The following is a 24,150-nucleotide window of genomic DNA, read 5'->3' as shown; positions in this document are numbered from 1 at the left end:
CATCAGATTCAGTAGAGAACCAGAATGAGACTGTCCCGCTTCTTTATCGACGCCCCCTTGAGCCTCGGCGAACATGAATTGCCAGAGGCCCAGGCGCACTACATCAGTCGCGTACTGCGCATGGCCGAGGGCGATGCGCTGCAAGTGTTCGACGGTTCAGGTCAGGAGTTTCGCGGTACGCTGGCAGAAGTCGGCAAAAAGCGCGTGCGCGTGGCGTTAACGGAAAGCTTCGCCGGGCAAGTCGAGTCGCCGCTGCAGATTCATCTGGGCCAGGGTTTGTCTCGCGGCGAGCGGATGGACTGGGCGATTCAGAAAGCCACCGAACTGGGCGTGACTGAAATCACCCCGATTTTCAGTGACCGCTGTGAAGTCCGGCTCAAGGACGAACGCGCCGACAAACGTTTGCAACACTGGCGTCAGGTCGCTATCAGCGCATGCGAGCAATGCGGTCGTTCGCGAGTGCCGCTGATCCACCCGCCCCTGTTGCTGGCCGACTGGCTCAAACAATCCGAGGCCGAGCTGAAACTGGTGCTGCACCCGGTGGCCGAGCCGCTGGTCAGCCATGCGAAACCTTCGACACTGGCGTTCCTGATCGGCCCGGAAGGCGGGTTGTCGGACGTGGAAGTCGATCAGGCTCAAAGCGCCGGTTTCCATTCCGCCCGCCTCGGCCCACGAGTGCTGCGCACCGAAACCGCGCCGGTGGTGGCATTGGCCGTGGCACAGCAGTTGTGGGGCGATTTCTAGTCCCCTATCGCGAGCAGGCTCGCTCCCACAGGTACAGCGGCGTTCTTGTGGGAGCGAGCCTGCTCCGGGCGGCGTTCCGACGATGGCCGCGCCTCGGTTTAAAGGACGTAAAACAGAATCGCCACGAAGTGCAGCAAACTGCCGGCGATGACGAACAGGTGCCAGATGCCGTGGGCGTGGCGCAGTCGGCTGTCGAGGGCGAAGAAGATGATGCCGACGGTATAAAACACCCCGCCCGCCGCCAGCCAGGCAAAACCGACGGTGCCCAACGCCGCCAGCAGCGGCTTGACCGCCACCAGCACGATCCAGCCCATCACCGCGTAGATCACGATCGACAGAATCCGTGCCTCGGAGCGCGGTTTGATCTCTTGCAGCATGCCGATCACCGCCAGCCCCCAGACGATCCCGAACAGCGTCCAGCCCCACGGCCCACGCAAGGTCACCAGGCAAAATGGCGTGTAGCTGCCAGCGATCAGCAGGTAGATCGACAGGTGATCGACCTTCTGCATGATCACCTTCGCCCGCCCGCGCACGCTGTGATAAACCGTCGAAACGCTGTACAGCACCAGCAAGGTAAACCCGTAAATCGCCACACTGACAATCTTCCAGGGGCTGCCATCCAGACTGGCAATCACCAGCAACCAGACCGCCCCTACACACGCTGCAACCGCCCCGAACAAATGGCTCCAGGCGTTGAATCTTTCTCCGTGATACATGTGTCTCCAACCTCAAAAAATCACTGCAACATCGCACAAGCCTCAGGCTTGTAGCCTGAGAGCGCAATGTTTCTAAAAGATGATGCGCGTTGCAAACACTCTATTGCGTTGACGTCAGCCTGCCATGGCTCGCTCGACGCTGATCAACATCTCTCGAGTGCCGCTCAGCAATTGCTTGAGCAGCGATTCGTCTTCATCCATGTACCCCTCGTATTCCGCCAGATTCCGGCGCTCGTGACACAAGGCAAACAATCGAACCTGAAGTTTGCTCAACCCGGCTGTGTGAATCAGGCATTGGAAGACCAAATAGCGTTTGTCCGATCGATAGCCGTGCAAACGCAGCGCGGTCAGCGCAATGGCATGGGCGGCGTTGTAGGCCAGGTCAAACCGGCTGGCGAAAGAGAGCTGCGCGCTTCCCGCATCCTTCAAGCGATCTGTCGCTGAACGCATTAACCCTTCACATTCCTTGCGATCAGGCGGTTCGCCTTTCAGTCCACCGCTGCGTAGAAGGTTCTCAAGACTCTCGTTGCTGCCCATCCTTGGACTCCAAAGGGTTTTCACCTATCAGGTTGATCTTTTCCTGTTGCGCTACCCGTTGCACGAAGCTGTTACCGGCAGCCAGTTTCGCCGCCCAGTCTTCAGGGGTGTAGAGCGTCGGATTGAGAGGACGGCCGAGTTGTTCTTCCATTGGCATCAGCCGTTCCATCACGTCACTGTAGTGCAGCCCCTCGCCTATCAGCATGAGATCAATGTCACTGGATGCGTTCGCCTGATCCTTGGCAACGGATCCATAGACAAATGCCCAGGTCAATTGACCGGCAAATGGTGCCAGGGCGAGACGCAAAGGATCGGCAATCCCGAAGGTTTTACGAACGATGCCCAGCAGTTCCTGATAGATCGGGCAATCGGGATTGGCCTGATAGTGGGTCTGATTACCTTGACGGGTCATGCTCAGTACCCCCGCTGATTGCAAACGCTCCAGCTCACGCATCAAGCTGCCTTTGCCAACCTGAGCCCAACGAGCGATTTCATTGGCGTAAAAGCTTTGATCCGGTTTGCCAAAGAGTAAACCCAGCACCCTTTGCTGAGTCACGGTAAACAAGGCATTACTTAATGACAGTGTTTGCACGGCAACGACCTATAAGTCCCAAAAAGGGAACGATAGGTCCCTTTTGGGGACTTATCAAGATAACCCATCATCCAGAACCAACCCCGCCCCCACCAACAACTCTTCCAGCGCCAGCAAATCCGGGACTTTTGCCACGTGTTCGGCGACCTGTACCGCGGCGTGTTCCAGCGAGCACAGCGGCACGTCAACATAGCTCAATTGGCTATCGAGCTTGTAGGCGCGTGGAATGCCTTGCACCAGCAAGGCGATGAAGTTGGACCGCAAGGAGCCGTCGCGGCCGGTGAAGAATACCTCAGGCCGCGCTGCGATGTAGTTTCCATCCCCAGTTCGGTGCCAAAGCAATGCACGCTCTCGACTCAGCCGCTTTCAATAGCCGGAATCAGGGTTGGATGAGGATTGAGCGTCCAGTTGCGGCAGATCTTGCCTTTGAGACCGAGGGATTCGCCGTAGGTCGGCAGGATCAGTTCGATGGCCGCGGTGTTGAAACCGATGCCGTGATTCAGGGAATGAACGTTGTGTTTTTCGTAGATTGCGCGAATCGCCATCATTGCCATGAGCACGAGCACAGGTTTGATGTGCCGTGGGTCGCGGGTGAACAGCGGTTCGATGTGGAACGGCTTGTCCGCCACGATCATGTGCAAGTCATGCAGCTTCGCCGGGGCAGCCTTGACCGGCGAGCGGGACAGAAAATCGGCCTGCTTCTGGTTGTTGCCCTCCAGCACCACACGGTCGCCAGGCAGGATCAATGCCTCCAGCGCCGCAACGATCTTGTCGGTGGGCAACACCACAGCGTCGGCCAGCCCCTTGACCAACGCCAGACGCCGTTGCTTTTCGCTGCGCCGCCGCGTCCATCGCGAGTCGGGGGATATTGTTGTTGTCATGACCACTCCACGGGTTCGCTGTCGTGGGAGTCACCTTAGGAGTGTTGGGTGGGGGGTATCAATCAAGCAGAGTGGTGGATTATTACGGTTAGGGTAATGAATCTAATTTGCTCAATAATTTGATAGGCCCAAGATCTATCTCCTACAATATCTAAGAACTATCAGAGTCAAAATCGTAGCAACCTCACTCCCGCACCCTCGCATCTAATCTAAACGAATAAGGTGATGATGAATGTCTAGAATGTCCACGTCTGAGCTCAGCCAAAACGACTTCTAGCTTATAAACATGCACCTTATAGTGTGAAAACTTATTAGAACTATTGCCCACCTGAACATACATCTCGGTTAAGAGCGGACGCTCATCATATTTTTTGTCATAGAATTTAACTTTCGTCTTCTTAACTACCGGATGCGCTGAACTACGTTTTTGTCTGGGCAGTTTTTCAAAGGCTCGTTCCTGTAGAGTTTTAAAATCACTGGTTTCTTTTGCATGTTTGGGGGAGGATGCTTCGGAAAACGAAGGTAAATCTCCTACAGCAGATGATCGTCGATTAGGGACTGGTGGGTCCGGCAAATCAAACGGCGCATGATTTTTGGAAACGTGGTTCGTCTCAGGAAAAAGTGGCTGCCCCACTTCACGCGTAGCTTTCGACATTTTAGTCACTTGCCGGGTAGTCCATTGATGCCACGGAATATTTCCCGTTGGGTCACTAAAATTAACAGGATCCCCCGAACAATAGGCGTACGAATTTAACCCACCATCACCAAACGGACTCAAACTATCCGGACTATTAAACCTCATAAACACAGGATTAAACGCCCGATAACCATTACCCAACAAATAATGCCCCGTGATCGTATCCGGCCGCTCACCATTAAAACCCAGCAAACTGGTAAAACCACTTTCTGCGCGACGATGACCATAAGGTGAATAAGCAATCGCAAGCGAACTCCCACCAACTGTGTCCATCACTGAACGCTGCTGATCAGTGGCCAACAAAGCAGTTTCCAGTGAATCGCCCAAACGTTTCTGTTGTGCCAATAACTGATCACCCTGCTGCACGATCGAACAGCGCGCCAAACCCTGAATCTCCGTGGCCAACCGGCTCTTGCAGTAAAAACGCTGAAGAGTGTCCGGCTTGGCCGAATTCAAGCCAATCAGACGATCCAGCGGATCATAGTGATAACAGCAGAGTAAAGTCTTGTTCTGCGAAGGCATTGGCTGGGCTCCTGCTGGTCCTTGATGCACGACATCCAGACTCGTAGTTCGCGTTGAGCTTGTCTACTAGCAGAACTGCTAGGTAGGCGGTTCGACGCTTCCAGCTCGAGGTGTCGAACCGCCTACATGGGGATTAATCGTCTTGGCAGCCGCACAGAACTTGTGGCGAGGGAGCTTGCTCCCGCTGGACTGCAAAGCAGTCCCAAAAACCCGTACCGCATTTTTTCAGACAAATCCCATGAATCGGTTTACGACCGCTGCGCGGCCGAGCGGGAGCAAGCTCCCTCGCCACAATTGATCGGTCCGGTCTGGATATCTAGGTCGGCTGCTCGGCCGTCTTCGCGGGCAAGCCCGGTTCCCATAGAATTTGTGTCAATCACAGTAAAGTGTTTCAACTCGGGAAAAGTGGGCTTGCCCCCGAAGGCGCCTGAGATCCCTCTCGAACCAACCCCGCCCCCACCAACAATTCTTCCAGCGCCAGCAGATCCGGGACTTTCGCCACGTGTTCGGCGACCTGTACCGCGGCGTGTTCCAGCGAGCACAGCGGTACGTCGACATAGCTCAACTGGCTGTCGAGCTTGTAGGAGCGTGGAATGCCTTGCACCAGCAAGGCAATGAACTTGAGGTGCGGGCGCCCGCCGAGGGCGTTGAGGACGACGATACGTGCGCGGTCGCCGATCACGGTTTTGTTGCCGCAGGCCGCTTCGAAACTCAACAGCGGGATTTGCCGCTCGCGCCAGGTCACCTGGCCCAGGTACCAGGCCGGCGAATCGAGGTCAAAGGCACCGGGCTGATAGTCAATCAGCTCGGCGACGGCGACATTGGGCAGGATCAGGTTGCGATCGGCCAAGGGCAGCAGCAGCCCGGTAAGGTTGCTGGTGCGGTGCTCAAGCATGGGTTTTGCTCCACAAGGCGATGCTGTCGAGCAACACCGATTCCTGGTACGGCTTGCCGAGGTAGTCGTTCACGCCGATAGCCATCGCCCGGTCGCGATGTTTCTGGCCGGTGCGCGAGGTGATCATGATGATCGGCAGGTGCTGCAACCGTGGATTGTTGCGCACCTGCATGGCCACTTCAAAACCATCCATGCGCGGCATTTCGATGTCCAGCAGCATCAGGTCAGGCATGTGCTCTTCGAGCAACAGCATGGCGTCGACGCCGTCCTTGGCGGTCAGCACGTTCATGCCGTGGCGTTCGAGCAGGCGGCTGGTGACCTTGCGCACGGTGACCGAATCGTCGACCACCAGGACCAGCATCGAACGCCGCGGCTCGGCCTCCGTGGCCGACTCCTGAATGACCCGCTGCGGCGACACCTGCGTCTGCATGGCGCGGATATGCGTCAGCAGGTCGAGAATCAGCACCACCCGGCCATCGCCAAGAATGGTCGCGCCGGACAACCCCTGCACCGCCGCGAACTGTGGGCCGAGACTTTTCACCACGATTTCCCGGGTGCCGGTTGTCGCATCGACCTGCACCGCGATACGTCGCTCGTTGCACTGCACCAGCAACACCGGCAACGGCAGGCTCTGGCCCAGCAGTTTCGGGCGGACGCTGGTCTTCAGCAGTTCACCGAGATAGCACAATTCATAACGTTGCCCGGCGTATTCGTATAACGGCGGATCGAGCTGGTAATAACCTTCCAGCTCAAAGGGCAGCACGCACACGATGCCTTCGATGGTGTTCAGCGGGATCGCGTATTGATCCTCGGCACACTGCACCATCAGCGCGCGGTTGACCGACACGGTGAACGGCAGCCGAATGCGAAAGTGCACGCCTTGCCCAGGTACAGAGTCGATGACCATCGAGCCACCGAGTTGCCGCACTTCTTCGTGAACCACATCCATGCCGACGCCACGCCCGGAGATCTGGGTGATTTTCTCGGCAGTGGAAAACCCTGGCTGCAGAATGAACTGCAACACGTCGCGATCGCTCATGTCACTGTCGGGAGCAAGCAAACCGCGCTTGATCGCCTTGCGCCGCACCGCGTCCAGCGGTACGCCGGCACCGTCGTCGCGGATGTCGAAAATGATGTCGCCACCCTCACGGGACAGGTCCAGGGTGATTCGACCTTGCTCGGGTTTACCGACCGCACGGCGGACTTCGGCGGATTCCAGGCCGTGGTCGACAGCATTGCGCAGCATGTGCTCAAGCGGTGCCGCCATGCGTTCCAGCACATTGCGGTCCATCTCGCCTTCGGCGTTCCCGACAATGAACTCGACGTCCTTGCCCAACTCGCTGGAGACCTGACGAACGATACGCTTCAAGCGCGGCAGCATCCGTTCGAACGGCACCATGCGTGTGCGCATCAAGCCTTCTTGCAGTTCGGTGTTGATCCGGCCTTGCTGTTGCAGCAGATTCTCTGCGTCGTGGTTGCAGCGCTCGAGAGTTTCCTTAAGGTCGAGCAAGTCGGAAGCCGACTCGAACAACGCCCGCGACAACTGCTGCAACTGCGAGTGACGATCCATTTCCAGCGGATCGAACTCTTCGTAGCCCAGACGTTCGGCCTCAACCTGCTGCCGGCTGAGAATCCGGCCCTGGGTTTCGGTGTCGAGCCGGCGCAACTGATCGCGCATGCGCTCGATAGTGGTTTCCATCTCGCTCAGGGCGACTTGCGCATCGTTGACTTGCTGCTCGATGCGACCGCGGAAGATCGAGGTTTCCCCGGCCAGGTTGACCAGATCGTCCAGCAGCTCGGCCGAGACCTTGACCATATCGGCGCCAGCATCAGGTTGCAGCGCGGCGGCCTCAGGCTTGGCCACCGGTGCAACTTCAACCACCGGAGCCGGCGTCGGGGCCTTGTCAGCCGTTGGGTGAGTGAAGGCCTTGATCGCGTCGATCAGGCTATCCGCTGGCAGCACCGGCTGACCGGCGCGGGTCGCATCGAGCATCTGCGCCAACCGGTCATGGCTGCGTTGCAACAGATCGAACAACGCCGGTAAGGCGTGCAGCAAGCCCGTCGACAACCCTTCGTAAAGAAATTCCAGCTCATGGGCCAGGTCGCCAATCGGGGCGATTTCGACCATTCGCGCGCCGCCCTTGAGGGTGTGCAGATCGCGCAGCAGGGTTTCCATTTCCTGACGGTTCTGTGGGTCCGCCTGCCAGCGCGACAGCGCCGCGCCCGAGCTGTCGATGATGTCGAAACCTTCCTCGAGGAAGATCTCCAGCAGTTCCGGATCGCTGCTCGCCGCATCATGCGCAGCCGCCGCTTCGACCCCATCGGCCATGCTGCCAGTGCATTGCCGAAATTGCTGGATCGCCTCGATCAGCGCACCCGAATCGCTCAATGGCTGATGGTTTTGCAACTGTTCGAGCAACACCGCGAGGCGGTCGTGGCTCTGTTGCAGCAACCTTCCCAATGCTGGCGAATGACTGAAGCGCCCGTCGACCAGACCTTCATAAAGGCTTTCAAGTTCGTGGGCCAGATCGCCGACCGGCCCAACCTCGGCCATCCGCGCGCCGCCCTTGAGGGTGTGCAAGTCGCGCTGCAACGACGACAGCGGCGTAGCGTTCTCCGGATCATTGAGCCAACGCTGCAAGGCCTGCCCGGCACTTTCGAGGATATCCACCGCCTCTTCGAGAAAGATCGAAACGATTTCATCGTCAATCGTCAACGCCTGCGCCTGTGCCAGCTCGCTGGTAGCGCTGCCCAGTTCGGTAATGCTCAGCGTGCGGCTGCCATCGCTGCGAATCAGCCCCATGGCCGACGGATCAAGGCCCTCATTGAGCAAATCACGCAGGGCCCGCACCCGCGCCGGTTGCGAGCCGACTTCCTGACCGGCGGCCAGTTCGTCGAGCATGTTGATCAGCGCTTCGTGAGCGCTTTGGGCCTCGTGGAAGAACCGTTCGTTGACCGCCAGGCTGCTTTCTTCCACCGCGCCATAGAGGTCGAGCAAGGCTTCGCACAGCTCATCCACCGGATGCAAATCGGCCAGGTGCGCGTTCTCGCCCAGGGTCGTCAATTCATCCAGCAGTGCGCTGAGTTCCTGCCGCTCGCCGGGGTGTTGCTGCCAGCGCTGCAACAGGTTTTCGGCGTCCAGCAGGATGTCCATGCCCTGGGCCAGGAATGTGTTGATCAGTTGCGGATCACGCTTGATCCGCAGCCCCGTATTCGGTGCATTGAGGATGGCGTCCAGGCGCTCGGCAAGCAGCGCCTGAGTGCGCCCGATCAAGTCTTCGGCGCCCATGATCGGCGTCAGCGGATCACTGTTCACTTGCTTGAGCCCACGCCGCAACAGGTCGCCGGCTTCGAGTAGCAGTTCGACTTCGTCCAGGTCCAGCGCAATCTGGTGCGCCTTGTACTCGCGGGCCAGATGATCGAGCGGTGCCGCCAGTTCGGCAATCGGCAACACACCCGCCATCGACGCGCTGCCCTTGAGGGTGTGCAGCGCACGCTGCAACTCATCACTGACCTGCAACGGCACGTGCTCGGCGGCCTGATCGAGAAAGCGGTCGAGGCTCTGGAGGTGGCTTTCAGCTTCGTTGCGGAAGATCTCCAGCAACTGCGGATCAAGCATCTCGCCATCCTGCGGCGCAGCGTCCGGCAGGGTTTCGTCACTCTTCGCCAGGGCATGGGCGCGGGCGGCCAGGCGGTCGACATCTTCGCGCTGACGCTGGGTGTTGGCGGCGAACTCGGCGATCAGCTCAGGAAGCAGTTGCAGCACGTCATCCAGCAGTTGATAAACCGGTTGAGCCGGTTCGACACTGCGCTCCAGCACCCGGTTGAGCAGATTCTCCAGCGCCCACGCCAATTCGCCCAACACCAAAGCGCGGACCATTCGCCCGCTGCCTTTCAAGGTGTGGAAAGCGCGACGCAACTCGCTCAGGACCGAGGTGCTTTCGGGGCTGGCCACCCAGCGCGGCAAGTATTCGCGCAGGATATCCAGGACTTCATCGGTCTCCTCGAGAAAAACTTCGTGCAGCTCGGCATCCACTGGTTCTTCATCGGCCGGCGGCGGCAGCAGGCTGCCCGGCGTGATCAGCGCGGGCGGATTGACGGCACGGGCCGGGCCGGCCAACACCTCTGCCAGCGACTGGGCGATCTGCGGGTTATCCAGCGCCGGCAGATCCGGCAGATCCGGCATCACGAACGCCAAGCTTGGGCTCAGCCCGTCTTCGAGCAGCGGCACAGGCACCTCGCCGGGGAAGTAACCCAGTGCTGCCAGGCTTTGCTCAGCGACATCGAGGATCTTTTCACCGGGCGCCTCGGGGTCTTCGCTCAAACGCTCCAGGTAATACTCGATGCTGGTTATGGCGTCGGCCAGGCTGTCGAGTTGCGGCCAATCGGGACGCGTCTGGTCTGCCAGCAGATGCTCGCGAATGAAACCGTTGCAGGCTTCCAGCAGGCTCGCCGCGCGGCTCAACGGAATCATCGCCAATGCGCCACGCACCTGAGTCAGCACGGCTGGAAGCGGCTGCAAGACCTGACGATCCCAATCGCTGTCGATGTAGTCGACGATCATGTCCTTGGCCTGTTGCAGGCAGATCCGCGCTTCCTTGATGACGATCTGGTGGATCTGCGTCAGGTCGGTAGTCGGCAACCGGCTCTCTTCGCGGTTTTCCTCGACGGTGCCAACCATTCCCGCCAGGGTCGCCTCGACATAAAGCAGGGCACCGGCGACATCCATCAGGATCGCGTCGTTCGGCTCGCGCTGGCCTTGGGCCAGGCTCAGGACCACCGCCAGTTGATCGATGATCACCTTGCGCGGTTGGCCGAAGCCGAGCACCGCCAGGGTATCGGCGATTTGCCGCAGTGGCGCCAGCAGGCTATCGAGGTCCGAGACTTGTTGACGGTCGCTGCGCACGAACAGGTCGAGGCGCTCCTTGACCCGCACCAGTTCTTCGCAGAGCGCGGCCAGTACCGAGCGCATCGCGTCGCGATCCGGGCCGGCCAGACGGGCGCGTTCTTCATCGACCATTGCACTGTCCGGCAATGCGTCGTCCAGGGCATAACGCTCTTTCATGGCTTGCATCTGCGCAGTGGGATGTTGTGCCTTGGCAATGTAGAACAGCAGGCTTTTGAGCAACTCAGGCGGTGCCGGCTGATTGATTTGCGAGATGCCGTGTTCGAGCAGGCGCTTGAGTTCCTTGTCAGCGTCCTTGAACAGGCTGCGCAGCGCCGGACTGTTGGCGACACTGCCGCTGAGCATGCCTTCGACCAGCGCCGAAGCGACTTGCCACAGCGACCCCAATGGCGCGCCGTCACACAGCGTTTCGAGGCGCGCAAAGACGTTCGCCAGATAGCCGAGATTGGTGGTGTCGTCCTGTTCGCCAAGCAACCCTACCAGCCCCATCTGCAACATTTGCCGCAATTTGCGCAGCACATTCGGCAGCTCGGACGGCTCAAGCATCGCCAGCGTATCGTCGTCCAATGCGGGAAGCGCTTGCCACTGCGGGCTGAACAGACTGGTTTCCGACAACAGGCTTTCACCACGGGCGCTACGCAGGTCGTTGATCAGCGGCAACACCACCAACGGCAAGTCACGACGGGCGCTGTGCACGCGGTCGAGGTAAATCGGCAGTTGGCCGAGGGCTTGTTGCAGCAGGCGAATGGCTTCATCGCGGTGGCTGACGCGGTTGTGCTGCAACGCCGCCGCGAGCTGCTCCATCTCTTCGGCGAGCAACGCCGCGCCGTAGAATTCGACCATCTGCAAACTGCCGTGAACCTGATGTATCCCCGCCAGGCACTCCTCGATCGCGTGCGCCGTCTGCGGTTCTTCGACCCGGTTGTCGAGGGCCATGCTTTCAAGGGCAATAAACGCCTGTTTCAACGTTTCGGCAATTTCGCCCTTGACCCATTCAAGGGCCACATAGTCATGCCGATCACCCATAACCACTCCCATCAAAATGCTTTTCCAGCAGACATCGTTCAAGCCTTGTCGGCGCTGCGCTCAGGCTCGGCCGGCAAGGTGAAGCCAGACACCGAACGCCGCAGCTGGCTGGCCATCTTCGCCAGGTTGCCGATGCTCTCGGCGGTGGCCGTGGAGCCCGACGAGGTCTGCGTGGTGATCTGCTGGATCACGTTCATCGTCAAGGATATCTGACCCGCCGAAGACGTCTGTTGCTGCGCCGCGTTGGAAATACTCTGGATCAACGCCGCGAGCGTTTTCGATACGCCTTCGATTTCTTCCAGGGCCACCCCCGCATCCTGCGCCAGTCGCGCGCCACGCACCACTTCGGTGGTGGTCTGCTCCATGGAAATCACCGCTTCATTGGTGTCAGTCTGGATCGCCCGCACCAGGGTTTCAATTTGCCGGGTGGCCGCCGACGAACGTTCCGCCAGCCGCTGGACTTCATCGGCAACCACCGCGAAACCGCGTCCGGCGTCACCGGCCATGGAGGCCTGGATGGCGGCGTTCAGCGCGAGAATGTTGGTCTGGTCGGCAATGTCGTCGATCAGGCTGACGATGTCGCCGATTTCCTGGGACGACTCGCCCAGACGCTTGATCCGCTTGGCCGTGTCCTGAATCTGCTCGCGGATATTGTCCATGCCGTGAATGGTGTTGTGCACCACCTCGTTGCCCTTATTGGCGATCTCCACCGAGCGCTCGGCAACGGCGGACGATTCGGCGGCATTGGCCGAGACCTGATCGATGGACTGGGCCATCTCGTTGATCGCCGTCGAGGCTTCGCAAATCTGCTGCGCCTGATGCTCCGAGGCCTGGGCCAGGTGCATCGCGGTCGCCTGGGTTTCCTGCACCGCAGCAGCAACCTGGCCGGCGGTCAGGTTGATGGTCGCGACCAGATCGCGCAGCTGATCGACCGAGTAATTGATCGAGTCGGCGATGGTCCCGGTGAAGTCTTCGGTCACCGATGCCGTGACCGTCAGGTCGCCATCGGCAAGGTCTTCGATCTCGTCGAGCAAGCGCATGATCGCGTTCTGGTTACGTTCGTTCTTCTCGGCAGTTTCCCGCAACTGGCGATTGGTTTCACGGACCATCACCAGGCCGATCAGGATGATTGAAGTCAGCGCCAGCAAGCCCAGCACGTAACCGCCGATGGTATCGGTCGAACGCCCGCCCACCATGTTTTCGAAGCCGTTGGCCAGGTGCGAGGCTTCATCGAGCAAGGTCTGCGACAAGTTGAAGATGTTGCCCGCCGACTCGCGGACCTTCAACAGTTCAGGCGAAGTTTCGAGGATCTCGTCGACCGAGCCCGAAACGAATTCGAACAGCTCGGCAATCTCGGTCAGCCGGGCACGGGCGTCCTGGTCTTCGACCTGGCTGATTTTCATCAGCGGATTGCCTTGAAGCATGCCGTTGAGCACCTGACCGAAGCGCGCGGCATCACGGCCAAAGGCATCGGCAGCCTGTTGGGCATTTTCGTCGCCGGCGAGCACCGTGTTGACCGCGCCCAGGATCCGTTCGGCCAGCAACGACTGGCGCTGAGCCATGGCGACCTGAGTAGCAGGTGCGCCGCGCTGGAGCAGGATTTCGACGACTTTTTCGTACTCGACCTGCAACTGCGGCACGGTCTCGGCCAGGGTCGCGGCGACCTGATGCAGCGACAGTACAGTCTGTTCACTGGAAAGGATCGCATCGGTATTTTTCAGCAGGCGCTCCCAGTCCAGCTGCACCGCTCGCATTTGCGCGTGTACCTCGTGGGGGGCTGGTGGCAGACCGGTGGTCGGGTCGCCTTTTTTCAGGTAACCCCAACGTTGGGCGAAGTCGTTACGCGAATCACTCAGCAGCTTGAACGCCGCCGCTTTGCCGGCCGCCGCTTCAGTGGCGTTTTTGGCAATGCGCTGGGACAGCACGCGCAGCTCTCCGGCGTGCCCAATGTATTGCTTGTCGTAGGAGGCCTGGGTATTGAGGTAGGCGAAGTTGGCGAACAGCAACACGATGAACACGATCAGCGCCATGAACAGCACAATGATCTGTGCACGACTGCGCGACCCTTCCGTAGCCTTGCCTGTATTTGCTTTTATCATCGATCCTCGCCCGTTCTGCCCAATTCAACTCTCGCCCTTGTAGGAGCAAGGCTTGCCCGCGATAGGAACGACGCGGTTTTGCAGGCTCACCGCGTAATCGTTCATCGCGGGCAAGCCTTGCTCCTACAGGGCTACACCGCTACATCCATGAACCGTGGGGACTGTGCCAGGGCAAACGGGCTGAAGACCTGCCAACGCTGCTCACGCTCGAACTGTCCCTTTATGAAAGCCCCCGCCGGGCCGTTCTGCGCGTCCAGTGACGCCGGCTCGAAACTGGCCTGGTTAAAGTGCTGCATGCCCAGCACCTCCTCGACCATCAATCCGACGAACACCTCTTTATACTCAACGACCAGTACACGCCGCTGCTTGCGCGGCGCAGACAATTCAACCCCGAGGAAACCGCACAGATCCATGACCGGCAACAGTCGTCCGCGCAGGTTGGCCACGCCCCTGACCCACGACTTGACCCCCGGCAGCTGAGTCAGTCGCGGCTCGTGCAACACCTCGCTGACCTCGCCCATCGGCGCCACGTACCAGCACTCGCCGAGGCGAAAGCCGATCCCGCTCCAGCCGTGGTTGCGGGTTTGCTGCGAAGGCAGGTCAGCCGCCAGCAGACGGCAGCGCTGATCGATCTGCAGCAGCAGTTCGAAGGCAGTCAGCGATTCGGCCATGGGTCGGCCGTCAGCCTGCCAGCACGTTGTTCAGGGTCTTGATCAGGGTGTCTTCTTCCACCGGCTTGGTGAGGTAGTCCCTGGCGCCCTGGCGGGTGCCCCAGACCTTGTCGGTTTCCTGATCCTTGGTGGTGATGATGATCACCGGGATGTGCCCGGTTTCCGGGTCTTTGGTCAGCTGGCGGGTGGCCTGGAAACCGTTGAGGCCGGGCATGACGATGTCCATCAGCACCGCGTCGGGTTTTTCCTGACGGGCCAGTGCCACGCCGTCTGCGCCGTTTTCGGCTTTCAACACTTCGTGACCGTGCTTTTCCAGCATGCCAGTCAGTTTGTACATTTCGGTCGGCGAATCATCGACGATCAGAATACGTGCCATGGTCTTCCCCATTCTTGTAGACGCCGGGCCCGCTGGCCGAGCGTCACTGTGCGTGTCTTACTGCGGCGAAACAACGGCAAAGCCCGGTACATGGGCCTGGATCGCGTTCAGCAGTTCTTCCTTGCTGAAAGGTTTGGTCAAAAACTGGTCGGAGCCGACGATGCGCCCCTTGGCCTTGTCGAACAACCCGTCCTTGGACGACAGCATAATCACTGGCGTGGACTTGAACGCGCTGTTGTTCTTGATCAAGGCGCAGGTCTGATAGCCATCCAGACGCGGCATCATGATGTCGACAAAGATGATGCCGGGATGATTGTCGGCAATCTTGGCCAGGGCATCGAAACCATCAATGGCCGTGATGACCTCACAGCCCACGTTTTTCAACAACGTTTCGGCGGTACGGCGAATCGTTTTCGAATCGTCGATCACCATGACCTTCAAGGCGCTGGAATGCTGTTCCATATCTGCTCTACCGTCGCCTTTGCGAATCAAATTGTCCGTTTGCAGCTTACCAAGGGCTCGAAACCCTTGATGTTCAAGGGCCAGAACGATATGGCAGCCTTTTTAGCACAGTCTCCAAATCCAATCTATCGAGCAACCCTCAAGGTGGTTTTTCCTTGACCGGGAACACACTCAGCGCCACTCTGACGCCACTTTTTCATGTCGCTTCGACCACCCAAATTTCGAGGAAAAACCCATGAGCGTTCGCGTCGGGATTGTCATGGACCCTATTGCCAGCATTTCCTATAAAAAGGATAGCTCGCTGGCCATGCTGTTGGCTGCCCAGGCGCGCGGCTGGACGCTGTTCTATATGGAACAGCGTGATCTGTACCAGGCCGAAGGTGAAGCCCGGGCGCGGATGCGTCCTTTGAAAGTCTTCGCCAACCCGCAAAAATGGTTTGAGCTGGAAGCCGAAACCGATGTGCCACTGAGCGATCTGGACGTGATCCTGATGCGCAAGGACCCGCCGTTCGACATGGAGTTCGTCTACTCCACCTACCTGCTGGAGCAAGCCGAGCGCGCTGGCGTACTGGTAGTCAACAAACCGCAGAGCCTGCGCGACTGCAACGAAAAACTGTTCGCCACGCTGTTCCCGCAGTGCACGCCGCCGACCGTAGTCAGCCGCCGTCCCGATGTATTGCGCGATTTCGCCGATCATCACGGCGATGTGATTCTCAAGCCGCTGGACGGCATGGGTGGTGCTTCGATCTTCCGTCACACCAAAGGCCATCCGAACCTCTCGGTCATCCTCGAAACCCTGACCCAGCACGGCAAACAGCAGATCATGGCCCAGGGTTACCTGCCGGCGATCAAGGACGGCGACAAGCGCATCCTGATGATCGATGGCGAACCGGTGGATTACTGCCTGGCGCGGATTCCCGCCGCTGGCGAAACTCGTGGCAACCTGGCCGCCGGTGGCCGTGGCGAAGCACGCCCGCTGACCGACAAGGACCGCTGGATCGCCGCACAGGTCGGCCCGACCCTGCGTGAAAAGGGCTTGCTGTTCGTCGGCCTCGACGTAATCGGCGAGCACCTGACCGAAATCAACGTCACCAGTCCGACCTGCATCCGCGAGATCGACAACGCTTTTGGCACGAACATCGGCGAAATGCTGATGGCTGCCATCGATCAGAAGCTTAAAGCGCGTTGATATAGAACACCCAAGTCACCACCAACATTGCGTTATCATGCGCGGCCTGTGAAAAACGCGATGTTGGTTTTCTTGTTATGACACTTCCGTCCGATCTGCCTCCCGAACTCGCCCACCGCGGCGTGCGCCCGGCCGATCGCCTCGGTTTTACCCTGTTTCTCGCGGCGCTGATTCACCTGGCCTTGCTGTTGGGCGTCGGGTTCACCTTTGTCGAACCCAAGCAGATCAGCAAAACCCTGGAAATCACCCTCGCTACCTTCAAAAGCGAAAAAAAGCCTGCCAAAGCCGACTTCCTCGCCCAGGAAAACCAGCAAGGCAGCGGCACCCTGGATAAGAAGGCGATCCCCAAGACCACCGAGATCGCACCATTCCAGGACAACAAGGTGCAAAAGGTCTCGCCCCCGCCGGCGGTCAAACCCCAGGTAGAGGAAGCCGCGCCGAAGGCCGCCGTGACGACCATCGCACCCGCGCCGAAGAAAGCCGCGACCAGGAAGCAAGAGGTCAAGGCCGAGCCGACGCCCAAGGCGGCGACACCGACATTCGACAGCTCGCAGCTGTCCAGCGACATCGCCAGTCTGGAAGCGGAACTGGCCAACGAACAACAGCTGTATGCCAAGCGCCCGCGTATCCACCGCCTGAGCGCCGCCTCGACCATGCGCGACAAGGGCGCCTGGTATAAGGACGAATGGCGCAAGAAGGTCGAGCGTATCGGCAACCTGAATTACCCGGAAGAAGCCCGGCGCAAGCAGATCTACGGCAATTTGCGACTGATGGTCTCGATCAACCACGACGGGTCGCTGTATGAAGTGCTGGTGCTGGAATCTTCCGGCCAGCCGCTGCTGGATCAAGCCGCGCAGCGCATCGTCCGCCTGGCCGCACCGTTTGCGCCGTTTACCGGCGACCTGTCGGATATCGACCGGCTGGAAATCATTCGCACGTGGAAATTTGCGCGCGGAGACAAGCTCTCCAGTAACTGACCGACGGATATCTATTGATTGATCCGACGCCATCGCGGGCAAGCCTTGCTCCTACAGGTCACCCTTGGACATGAAACCGTGCTCGCCCTGTAGGAGCAAGGCTTGCCCACGATGAGGCCCACAAGCGAACCCCTATCAAAAAGACGCCCACGCAACCATTTCCTACGCATCCCCAGCTTGTCAGTTTGCCCCTCCAACGCCACACTAGCGCCTATGAAGAACGTCAGCCCGAGCTACCTCAAGCATCACTTCCTGATCGCCATGCCTCACATGGCCGACCCGAACTTTGCGCACACCTTGACCTACATCGTCGAGCACACGGCCAATGGTGCCATGGGGTTGATCATCAACCGCCCACAAGACCTGAGCCTGGCGGACATTCTCGAGCAATTGCGCCCCGACATCGAACCCTCGCCGCTGTGCCAGCACGTGCCGATTTTCACTGGCGGCCCGGTGCAGACCGATCGCGGCTTTGTCCTGCACCCGATCGGCTCGACGTATCAGGCCACGGTCGAACTGGATGGCCTGGCGCTGTCCACTTCCCAGGACGTGCTGTTTGCCATCGCGGACGGTGTTGGCCCGAGCAAAAGCCTGATCGCCCTCGGTTACGCCGGCTGGGAAGCCGGGCAGCTGGAGACCGAGCTGGCCGACAATGCCTGGCTGACCTGCCCGTTCGATGCCGACATCCTGTTCAACACCAGCAGCGAACTGCGCCTGGAAGCAGCCGCCAAGCGCCTGGGCATCAACCTCAGCCTGCTAACCAGTCAGGCGGGACACGCCTGATGGCCCTGCGTCTGATTCTGGGTTTTGACTACGGCACCAAACAGATCGGCGTTGCGGTCGGCCAGGTGATTACCGGCCAGGCCCGTGAGCTCTGCACCTTGAAGGCGCAAAACGGCATTCCTGACTGGAATCAGGTCGAAGCCCTGATCAAGGAATGGAAACCCGACGCTGTGGTGGTCGGCCTCCCGCTGAACATGGATGGCACACCCAGTGACATGTGCTTGCGGGCCGAGAAGTTCGCCCGCCGCCTGAATGGCCGCTACAACCTGCCCTTCTATACCCACGATGAACGCCTGACCACCTTTGAGGCCAAAGGTGAACGGCGGGCACAGGGCGGGCAGAAAGGCAGTTACCGCGACAACCCGGTCGACGCCATCGCCGCCGCCCTGCTGCTGCAAGGCTGGCTCGACGAAAACGGGGCGTTGTTCGAATCCTGAAACAGCCGAATCCTGAAGAGGCGCCGCAGTGCCTCTCTTCGCTACAACCCGAGCCGCACTGTGCACGCAGCGTGCTCGGGCCCATGAAGGAGCAACCATGAGCCTGCCCAATCCCGCCGAACTGATCAGCCAAATGGCGGTCCGTCTTGACACCTATCTGGCCAAACGGGGCATCAGTGAACCGCGCTACATCGGCATTCGCACCGGTGGTGTATGGGTCGCCCAGGCCTTGCTCGAAGAGCTTGGCAGCGACGCGCCACTGGGCACGCTGGACGTTTCCTTCTACCGCGACGACTTCAGCCAGAGCGGCCTGCACCCGCAGGTTCGCCCTTCGGCGCTGCCGTTCGAAATCGAAGGCCAGCATCTGGTGCTGATCGACGACGTACTGATGAGCGGTCGGACCATCCGCGCCGCCATGAACGAACTCTTCGACTATGGCCGCCCGGCCAGCATCACCCTCGTGTGCTTGCTCGATCTGGATGCCGGCGAGCTGCCGATTCGTCCGAACGTGGTGGGCGCCACCCTGTCGCTGGCGGCCCACGAACGGGTCAAGCTGACCGGCCCCGACCCGCTGCAACTCGAACTGCAAGACCTCGCCCTTTAATTCGCCCTTTTAAAGAGTCCATTGCGATGACGCCTTTAGACACCAAGCGCCCGCTGCAGCTCAATGATCAGGGCCAGCTGCGCCACTTCCTCTCGCTCGACGGTCTGCGCCGCGAGCTGCTGACGGAAATCCTCGACACCGCCGACTCGTTCCTTGAAGTCGGCGCCCGGGCGGTCAAGAAAGTCCCGCTGCTGCGCGGCAAGACCGTGTGCAACGTGTTCTTCGAAAATTCCACCCGCACCCGTACCACCTTCGAACTGGCGGCCCAGCGGCTGTCGGCAGACGTGATCACCCTGAACGTGTCGACGTCGTCGGCGAGCAAGGGCGAAACCCTGCTCGACACCCTGCGCAACCTTGAAGCCATGGCCGCCGACATGTTCGTCGTGCGCCACGGCGACTCTGGCGCTGCGCACTTCATCGCCGAACATGTGTGCCCGCAGGTGGCGATCATCAACGGTGGTGACGGCCGTCACGCCCACCCGACCCAGGGCATGCTCGACATGCTGACCATCCGTCGGCACAAAGGCAGCTTTGAAAACCTTTCGGTGGCCATCGTCGGCGACATCCTGCACTCGCGGGTTGCACGCTCGAACATGCTCGCGCTGAAAACCCTCGGCTGCCCGGACATCCGCGTGATTGCGCCGAAAACCCTGCTGCCGATCGGTATCGAGCAGTACGGCGTGAAGGTCTACACCGACATGACCGAAGGCCTGAAGGACGTCGACGTGGTGATCATGCTGCGCCTGCAGCGTGAACGCATGACCGGCGGCCTGCTGCCGAGCGAGGGCGAGTTCTATCGCCTGTTCGGCCTGACCACTGCGCGCCTGGCCGGTGCCAAACCGGATGCCATCGTCATGCACCCGGGCCCGATAAACCGGGGCGTGGAGATCGAATCGGCGGTGGCCGACGGTCCGCACTCGGTGATTCTCAATCAGGTGACCTACGGGATCGCCATTCGTATGGCCGTGTTGTCCATGGCCATGAGCGGGCAGACTGCCCAGCGCCAATTCGAGCAGGAGAAGGCCCAGTGAAGCTCAGCATTCTCGGCGCCCGCGTCATCGATCCGAGCAGCGGTCTGGATCAAGTCACCGATATTCACATCGAAGCCTGCAAGATCGTCGCCATTGGCGCCGCTCCAGCCGGTTTCGTCGCTGTCGAGACCATTGAAGCCAAAGGTCTGGTGGTCGCTCCCGGCCTCGTCGACCTGAACGTCGCTCTGCGCGAGCCGGGTTACAGCCGCAAAGGCACGATTACCAGCGAAACCCGCGCCGCTGCGGCGGGCGGCGTCACCAGCCTGTGCTGCCCGCCACGGACCAAACCGGTGCTGGACACCTCTGCCGTGGCCGAACTGATCCTCGACCGCGCCCGCGAAGCCGGCAATGCCAAGGTCTTCCCGATTGGCGCCCTGAGCAAAGGTCTGGACGGCGAACAGCTGGCCGAGCTGATTGCCCTGCGCGATGCCGGTTGCATTGCTTTCGGCAACGGTCTGGAGAGTTTCCGCAACACCCGCACCCTGTGCCGGGCGCTGGAATACGCGGCAACATTCGACCTGACGGTGATCTTCCATTCGCAAGATCATGACCTGGCCGAAGGTGGCCTGGCTCACGAAGGCCCGACCGCGAGTTTCCTCGGCTTGCCGGGAATTCCCGAAACTGCTGAAACCGTGGCCCTGGCCCGCGACCTGCTGCTGGTCGAACAATCCGGCGTGCGGGCGCACTTCAGCCAGCTCACCAGCGCCCGTGGCGTGGCATTGATCGCTCAGGCTCAGGCCCGTGGCCTGCCGGTGACGGCCGATGTGGCGCTGTATCAGCTGATTCTCACCGACGAGGCGCTGATCGACTTCAACAGCCTGTATCACATCCAGCCGCCACTGCGCACCCGCGCTGACCGCGATGGCCTGCGTGCCGCCGTGAAGTCCGGGGTGGTTCAAGCCATCTCCAGCCATCATCAACCGCACGAGCGCGACGCCAAGCTGGCACCGTTCGGCGCAACCGAGCCGGGCATCAGCAGCGTTGAACTGCTACTGCCGCTGGCCTTGACGCTGGTGGAAGACGGCTTGCTCGATCTGCCAACGCTGCTGGCACGCCTGAGTGCCGGCCCGGCCGACGCCCTGCGCCTGCCAGTGGGCAAGCTGGCGGTGGGCGCTCCGGCGGACCTGGTGGTGTTCGATCCAGCCGCCTCCACCGTAGCCGGTGAGCACTGGCTGTCGAAGGGCGAAAACTGCCCGTTCCTCGGCCATAGCCTGCCAGGCGTGGTGCGCTACACCCTGATGGACGGACGGATCACCCACCAGGCGTGAGGCGCGTCACCTGTGGCGAGGGGGCTTGCCCCCGTCGGCCGGTCCGCGCTCGGGCGCAGCAGTCGCAAAACCAGCTAGTGGGTTCTATCTGAAAGAACTCGGCTGCTGATTTGGGGCTGCTTCGCAGCCCAACGGGGGAAAGCCCCCCCTCACCACATATTCAGCGGCTCTGCGCGTTACGAATCGAAATCTGGTCATTCAACGTCCAGAAGTCATACAGCCCCTCCCAACATCGCGAACCCACCCATCACCCCGTACACCCCCCGCCCTGAGCTACATGCCCTGATACAGGCAGATGCAAATAGCTCTGCCAACTAATACATCTCCGTAAGCCACTTCCTTAAACCCTGAGGAAATAGCCATCCAACAATCAGGGAAGCGCGGCATTCATGCAGATTGCCTGAAGGGAAACTCTGAAAAAGACTTCCAACTCTGGTGAAATACCCCCTCACACGAATCGACCGGTTGAGCCCCGATGAAACAGATGTCCTTCGCCGATGCCGAGTATGCCGGCAAACGTAAGCAAACCCGCCGTGAGCGCTTCCTGATCGAGATGGATCAAGTCGTGCCCTGGAAGGGGTTGATTGCCTTGATCGAACCGCATTATCCAAAGGGTGAAGGCGGTCGTCCGGCGTATCCGTTGCTGGCCATGTTGCGGGTTCATCTGATGCAGAACTGGTTCGGCTACAGCGATCCGGCGATGGAGGAATCGCTGTATGAAACGATGATCCTGCGTCAGTTTGCAGGGCTGCATCTGGATCGAATTCCTGACGAAACCACGATCCTCAACTTCCGCCGCTTGCTGGAGAAGCATGACCTGGCGGGCGGGATTTTGCAGGTTATCAACGGTTATCTGGGTGAGCGTGGATTGATGTTGCGCCACGGAACGATAGTGGATGCGACGATCATTCATGCCCCCAGCTCAACCAAGAATAAAGACAAGAAACGCGATCCCGAGATGCATCAGACCAAGAAAGGAAATCAGTACTATTTTGGAATGAAATCCCACATTGGCGTCGATGCGGATTCGGGCTTGGTTCATAGCGTGGTCGGTACTCCTGCCAACGTGGCGGACGTGACACAAGTGGATCAACTGCTTCATGGGGAAGAGGTTCACGTCTGTGGCGATGCCGGTTACACCGGGGTGCAGAAGCGCCCGGAACATCAGGATCGCAAGATGATCTGGTCGATTTCTGCACGGCCCAGTTCGTACAAAGAGCATGGCAAAGACACGGTGATCGGCAGTGCGCTACGCGGAATTGAGTATGCGAAAGCGCAAGTCAGAGCCAAGGTTGAGCACCCATTTCGAGTGATCAAGCGCCAGTTTGGCTATACGAAAGTGCGCTTTCGTGGTCTGACGAAAAACATCGCTCAACAGACGACGTTGTTCGCCTTGTCGAACTTGTGGATGGTGCGAAAACGATTGTTGAATGCAGGAGAGGTGCGCCTGTAATGCGGGCTAATCGCCCTGAAACAGCGCGATTAGAGGAAAAATCATGAATTAAAGAGTGGAAAGGTCTGCTTTTCGACCAAATCAGCGTTTTTTGAACCTCACGCAGAGAAGGCATCAAAAATCGGTGGGTACTTCAGAACTTCCGAAGCGGGCTTCATCACAAGCAGAAACAACCCACAAGGTTATTAGACGCAGATTTACAACTCATCAGTTAGTATTAAACCAGCAAAAGGAAAGCCAACTAAATACTGCCCTGAAAGCAGAGACTATAAAATGGAGTAACACATGAGAAACGGACTGACACTGCCTCCAATCGTCACCATGGGCACTACCGGAAATTCAGGTGGCTTTACTGTTGACCCCGGATTCCAATGGGGCAAGTTTGCAATAGCTGATTGGCAGGGAGTCGGAGAGGCCATCATCACCAGTGACGGCATGACTTACTCATTGCCACTATGCGATGGCTCCGCCATTTCCCCAGCTGAAATGGATATGTTTCACGCATGGCTAGAAATGAAAAGCGGCATAAAAGCTTTCACGTACGAATTAACAATGTTAGACAAAGCAATCAATAACAACGACGCTTTCAGCGCCATAAAAGACCTTTGGAAAATCACAGAGAGTGACAACTACCTATTAAACAAAGCGCCGAGCATCACTCATGCGTATTTTAAAAACAAACTCATGAATTTCAGCCTCGCCGACGCCTTTGCGGCACAACAGAAACTGAGTAACAAAGAAGCACTGATCAGGGCAGCGTCTACCGACCTATACGGCCTAATATACAAGAAATTGACTCCCGAGCTTTCGGGCGGAACATTCACACCAGTAAAGGCATTCACGCACTACCTATGGGGAGACGGTTCGAAACTCAGCGTTAACATCAACAATATCGGCCTGAACATAAGAGCCCATGAAATCCCGCTATTAGCTAACACAATAGCCAGCACGCGAGAGGCTGGAAGCTACCGCCTATCAGATCCAAAAGTAGCCTATGACACGCGACATGACAGTGCAATCACTGCTGCTTACTTAGGCCGAATAACTCTAAAAGCCGAAGGGGATTTTACGAGACACACAAACGGGTCCTGGACGTTTGACGGTGTTTTGAACGCTTATAATGATATTTATGATTTCAACGAAAGCAACCGTTCGACACTACTGGAGACCTTGACTTCGGCAGGCAGGGTACTTTCAGGAACAAGTTATGAAATTGAAATACCGGGCGAATACAGAATCCACTTAAGCGGAACTGGTTTTCAACCCAACTAATTCAAAACAAGC

At 59.1% G+C, this 24,150-nt stretch carries 20 protein-coding genes and 1 pseudogene; 10 read left to right on the top strand and 11 right to left on the bottom strand.

The window, feature by feature from the left end; translation table 11 throughout:
* Nucleotides 1-24 precede the first annotated feature (24 nt).
* On the top strand, nucleotides 25-744 hold the full coding sequence (locus HK44_RS24390) for a 16S rRNA (uracil(1498)-N(3))-methyltransferase (protein ID WP_019694057.1): 720 nt from the start codon (nucleotides 25-27) through the stop codon (nucleotides 742-744).
* 98 nt (nucleotides 745-842) lie between these two features.
* Here HK44_RS24390 and trhA read toward each other — a convergent pair whose 3' ends face one another.
* From trhA to pilG, 11 genes and pseudogenes are all read right to left on the bottom strand, one after another.
* A complete protein-coding gene (gene trhA / locus HK44_RS24385) occupies nucleotides 843-1,460 on the bottom strand; it encodes a PAQR family membrane homeostasis protein TrhA (protein ID WP_019694058.1) in 618 nt (205 codons plus the stop codon).
* Nucleotides 1,461-1,574: 114 nt separating this feature from the next.
* A complete protein-coding gene (locus HK44_RS24380) occupies nucleotides 1,575-1,997 on the bottom strand; it encodes a hypothetical protein (protein ID WP_019694059.1) in 423 nt (140 codons plus the stop codon).
* Entirely contained in the window at nucleotides 1,975-2,589 is a 615-nt protein-coding gene (locus HK44_RS24375; RefSeq protein ID WP_024265154.1) for a nucleotidyltransferase domain-containing protein, read from the bottom strand. Before HK44_RS24375 ends, HK44_RS24380 begins: the two co-directional genes overlap by 23 nt.
* A 252-nt stretch (nucleotides 2,590-2,841) precedes the next feature.
* Nucleotides 2,842-3,470 (bottom strand): annotated as a pseudogene (locus HK44_RS24365) (malonate decarboxylase subunit alpha); the annotation flags it as partial.
* Between the two features lie 184 nt (nucleotides 3,471-3,654).
* Complete coding sequence (locus HK44_RS24360; RefSeq protein ID WP_080690675.1) at nucleotides 3,655-4,689, bottom strand: RHS repeat-associated core domain-containing protein; 1,035 nt, start codon at nucleotides 4,687-4,689, stop codon at nucleotides 3,655-3,657.
* A gap of 391 nt (nucleotides 4,690-5,080) precedes the next feature.
* Nucleotides 5,081-5,584, bottom strand: coding sequence for a chemotaxis protein CheW (locus HK44_RS24355; protein WP_019694063.1), 504 nt, complete (start codon nucleotides 5,582-5,584; stop codon nucleotides 5,081-5,083).
* Entirely contained in the window at nucleotides 5,577-11,516 is a 5,940-nt protein-coding gene (locus HK44_RS24350; protein WP_019694064.1) for an Hpt domain-containing protein, read from the bottom strand. Before HK44_RS24350 ends, HK44_RS24355 begins: the two co-directional genes overlap by 8 nt.
* Nucleotides 11,517-11,554: 38 nt before the next feature.
* Nucleotides 11,555-13,615 carry a methyl-accepting chemotaxis protein gene (locus tag HK44_RS24345; RefSeq protein WP_019694065.1) on the bottom strand — a complete coding sequence of 687 codons (2,061 nt, stop codon included), beginning with the start codon at nucleotides 13,613-13,615 and terminating at the stop codon, nucleotides 11,555-11,557.
* A gap of 131 nt (nucleotides 13,616-13,746) precedes the next feature.
* Nucleotides 13,747-14,286 (bottom strand): chemotaxis protein CheW, encoded by a 540-nt coding sequence (locus HK44_RS24340; RefSeq protein ID WP_019694066.1) that lies wholly within the window; start codon nucleotides 14,284-14,286, stop codon nucleotides 13,747-13,749.
* Between the two features lie 10 nt (nucleotides 14,287-14,296).
* Nucleotides 14,297-14,662 (bottom strand): twitching motility response regulator PilH, encoded by a 366-nt coding sequence (gene pilH, locus HK44_RS24335; RefSeq protein WP_019694067.1) that lies wholly within the window; start codon nucleotides 14,660-14,662, stop codon nucleotides 14,297-14,299.
* 57 nt (nucleotides 14,663-14,719) lie between these two features.
* Nucleotides 14,720-15,124, bottom strand: coding sequence for a twitching motility response regulator PilG (pilG, locus tag HK44_RS24330; protein ID WP_019694068.1), 405 nt, complete (start codon nucleotides 15,122-15,124; stop codon nucleotides 14,720-14,722).
* Between the two features lie 235 nt (nucleotides 15,125-15,359).
* Between pilG and gshB the strand changes: the two genes are divergently transcribed.
* From gshB to HK44_RS24285, 9 genes are all read left to right on the top strand, one after another.
* Entirely contained in the window at nucleotides 15,360-16,313 is a 954-nt protein-coding gene (gene gshB / locus HK44_RS24325; protein WP_019694069.1) for a glutathione synthase, read from the top strand.
* Between the two features lie 77 nt (nucleotides 16,314-16,390).
* Complete coding sequence (locus HK44_RS24320) at nucleotides 16,391-17,290, top strand: energy transducer TonB (RefSeq protein WP_019694070.1); 900 nt, start codon at nucleotides 16,391-16,393, stop codon at nucleotides 17,288-17,290.
* Nucleotides 17,291-17,503: 213 nt separating this feature from the next.
* A complete protein-coding gene (locus HK44_RS24315; protein ID WP_019694071.1) occupies nucleotides 17,504-18,073 on the top strand; it encodes a YqgE/AlgH family protein in 570 nt (189 codons plus the stop codon).
* On the top strand, nucleotides 18,073-18,510 hold the full coding sequence (gene ruvX / locus HK44_RS24310; protein ID WP_019694072.1) for a Holliday junction resolvase RuvX: 438 nt from the start codon (nucleotides 18,073-18,075) through the stop codon (nucleotides 18,508-18,510). Before HK44_RS24315 ends, ruvX begins: the two co-directional genes overlap by 1 nt.
* A gap of 97 nt (nucleotides 18,511-18,607) precedes the next feature.
* The gene (pyrR, locus tag HK44_RS24305; protein WP_019694073.1) at nucleotides 18,608-19,114 is read left to right on the top strand and encodes a bifunctional pyr operon transcriptional regulator/uracil phosphoribosyltransferase PyrR; all 507 of its coding nucleotides are present in this window, start codon (nucleotides 18,608-18,610) and stop codon (nucleotides 19,112-19,114) included.
* A 26-nt stretch (nucleotides 19,115-19,140) separates the two neighbouring features.
* A complete protein-coding gene (locus HK44_RS24300; protein ID WP_019694074.1) occupies nucleotides 19,141-20,145 on the top strand; it encodes an aspartate carbamoyltransferase catalytic subunit in 1,005 nt (334 codons plus the stop codon).
* A complete protein-coding gene (locus HK44_RS24295) occupies nucleotides 20,142-21,413 on the top strand; it encodes a dihydroorotase (protein ID WP_019694075.1) in 1,272 nt (423 codons plus the stop codon). The genes HK44_RS24300 and HK44_RS24295 overlap by 4 nt, the downstream gene beginning before the upstream one ends.
* Before the next feature lie 475 nt (nucleotides 21,414-21,888).
* The gene (locus HK44_RS24290) at nucleotides 21,889-22,866 is read left to right on the top strand and encodes an IS5 family transposase (RefSeq protein ID WP_024264756.1); all 978 of its coding nucleotides are present in this window, start codon (nucleotides 21,889-21,891) and stop codon (nucleotides 22,864-22,866) included.
* Nucleotides 22,867-23,151: 285 nt separating this feature from the next.
* On the top strand, nucleotides 23,152-24,138 hold the full coding sequence (locus tag HK44_RS24285) for a lipid II-degrading bacteriocin (RefSeq protein WP_019694076.1): 987 nt from the start codon (nucleotides 23,152-23,154) through the stop codon (nucleotides 24,136-24,138).
* The last annotated feature ends 12 nt before the right edge of the window (nucleotides 24,139-24,150 follow it).

Origin of the sequence: Pseudomonas fluorescens HK44, assembly GCF_000217955.3 — a bacterium.
Taxonomy (GTDB): Bacteria; Pseudomonadota; Gammaproteobacteria; order Pseudomonadales; family Pseudomonadaceae; genus Aquipseudomonas; species Aquipseudomonas fluorescens_AQ.
Note: the sequence above shows the minus strand (reverse complement) of the source record. Positions and strands in the feature narration are given on the sequence as shown.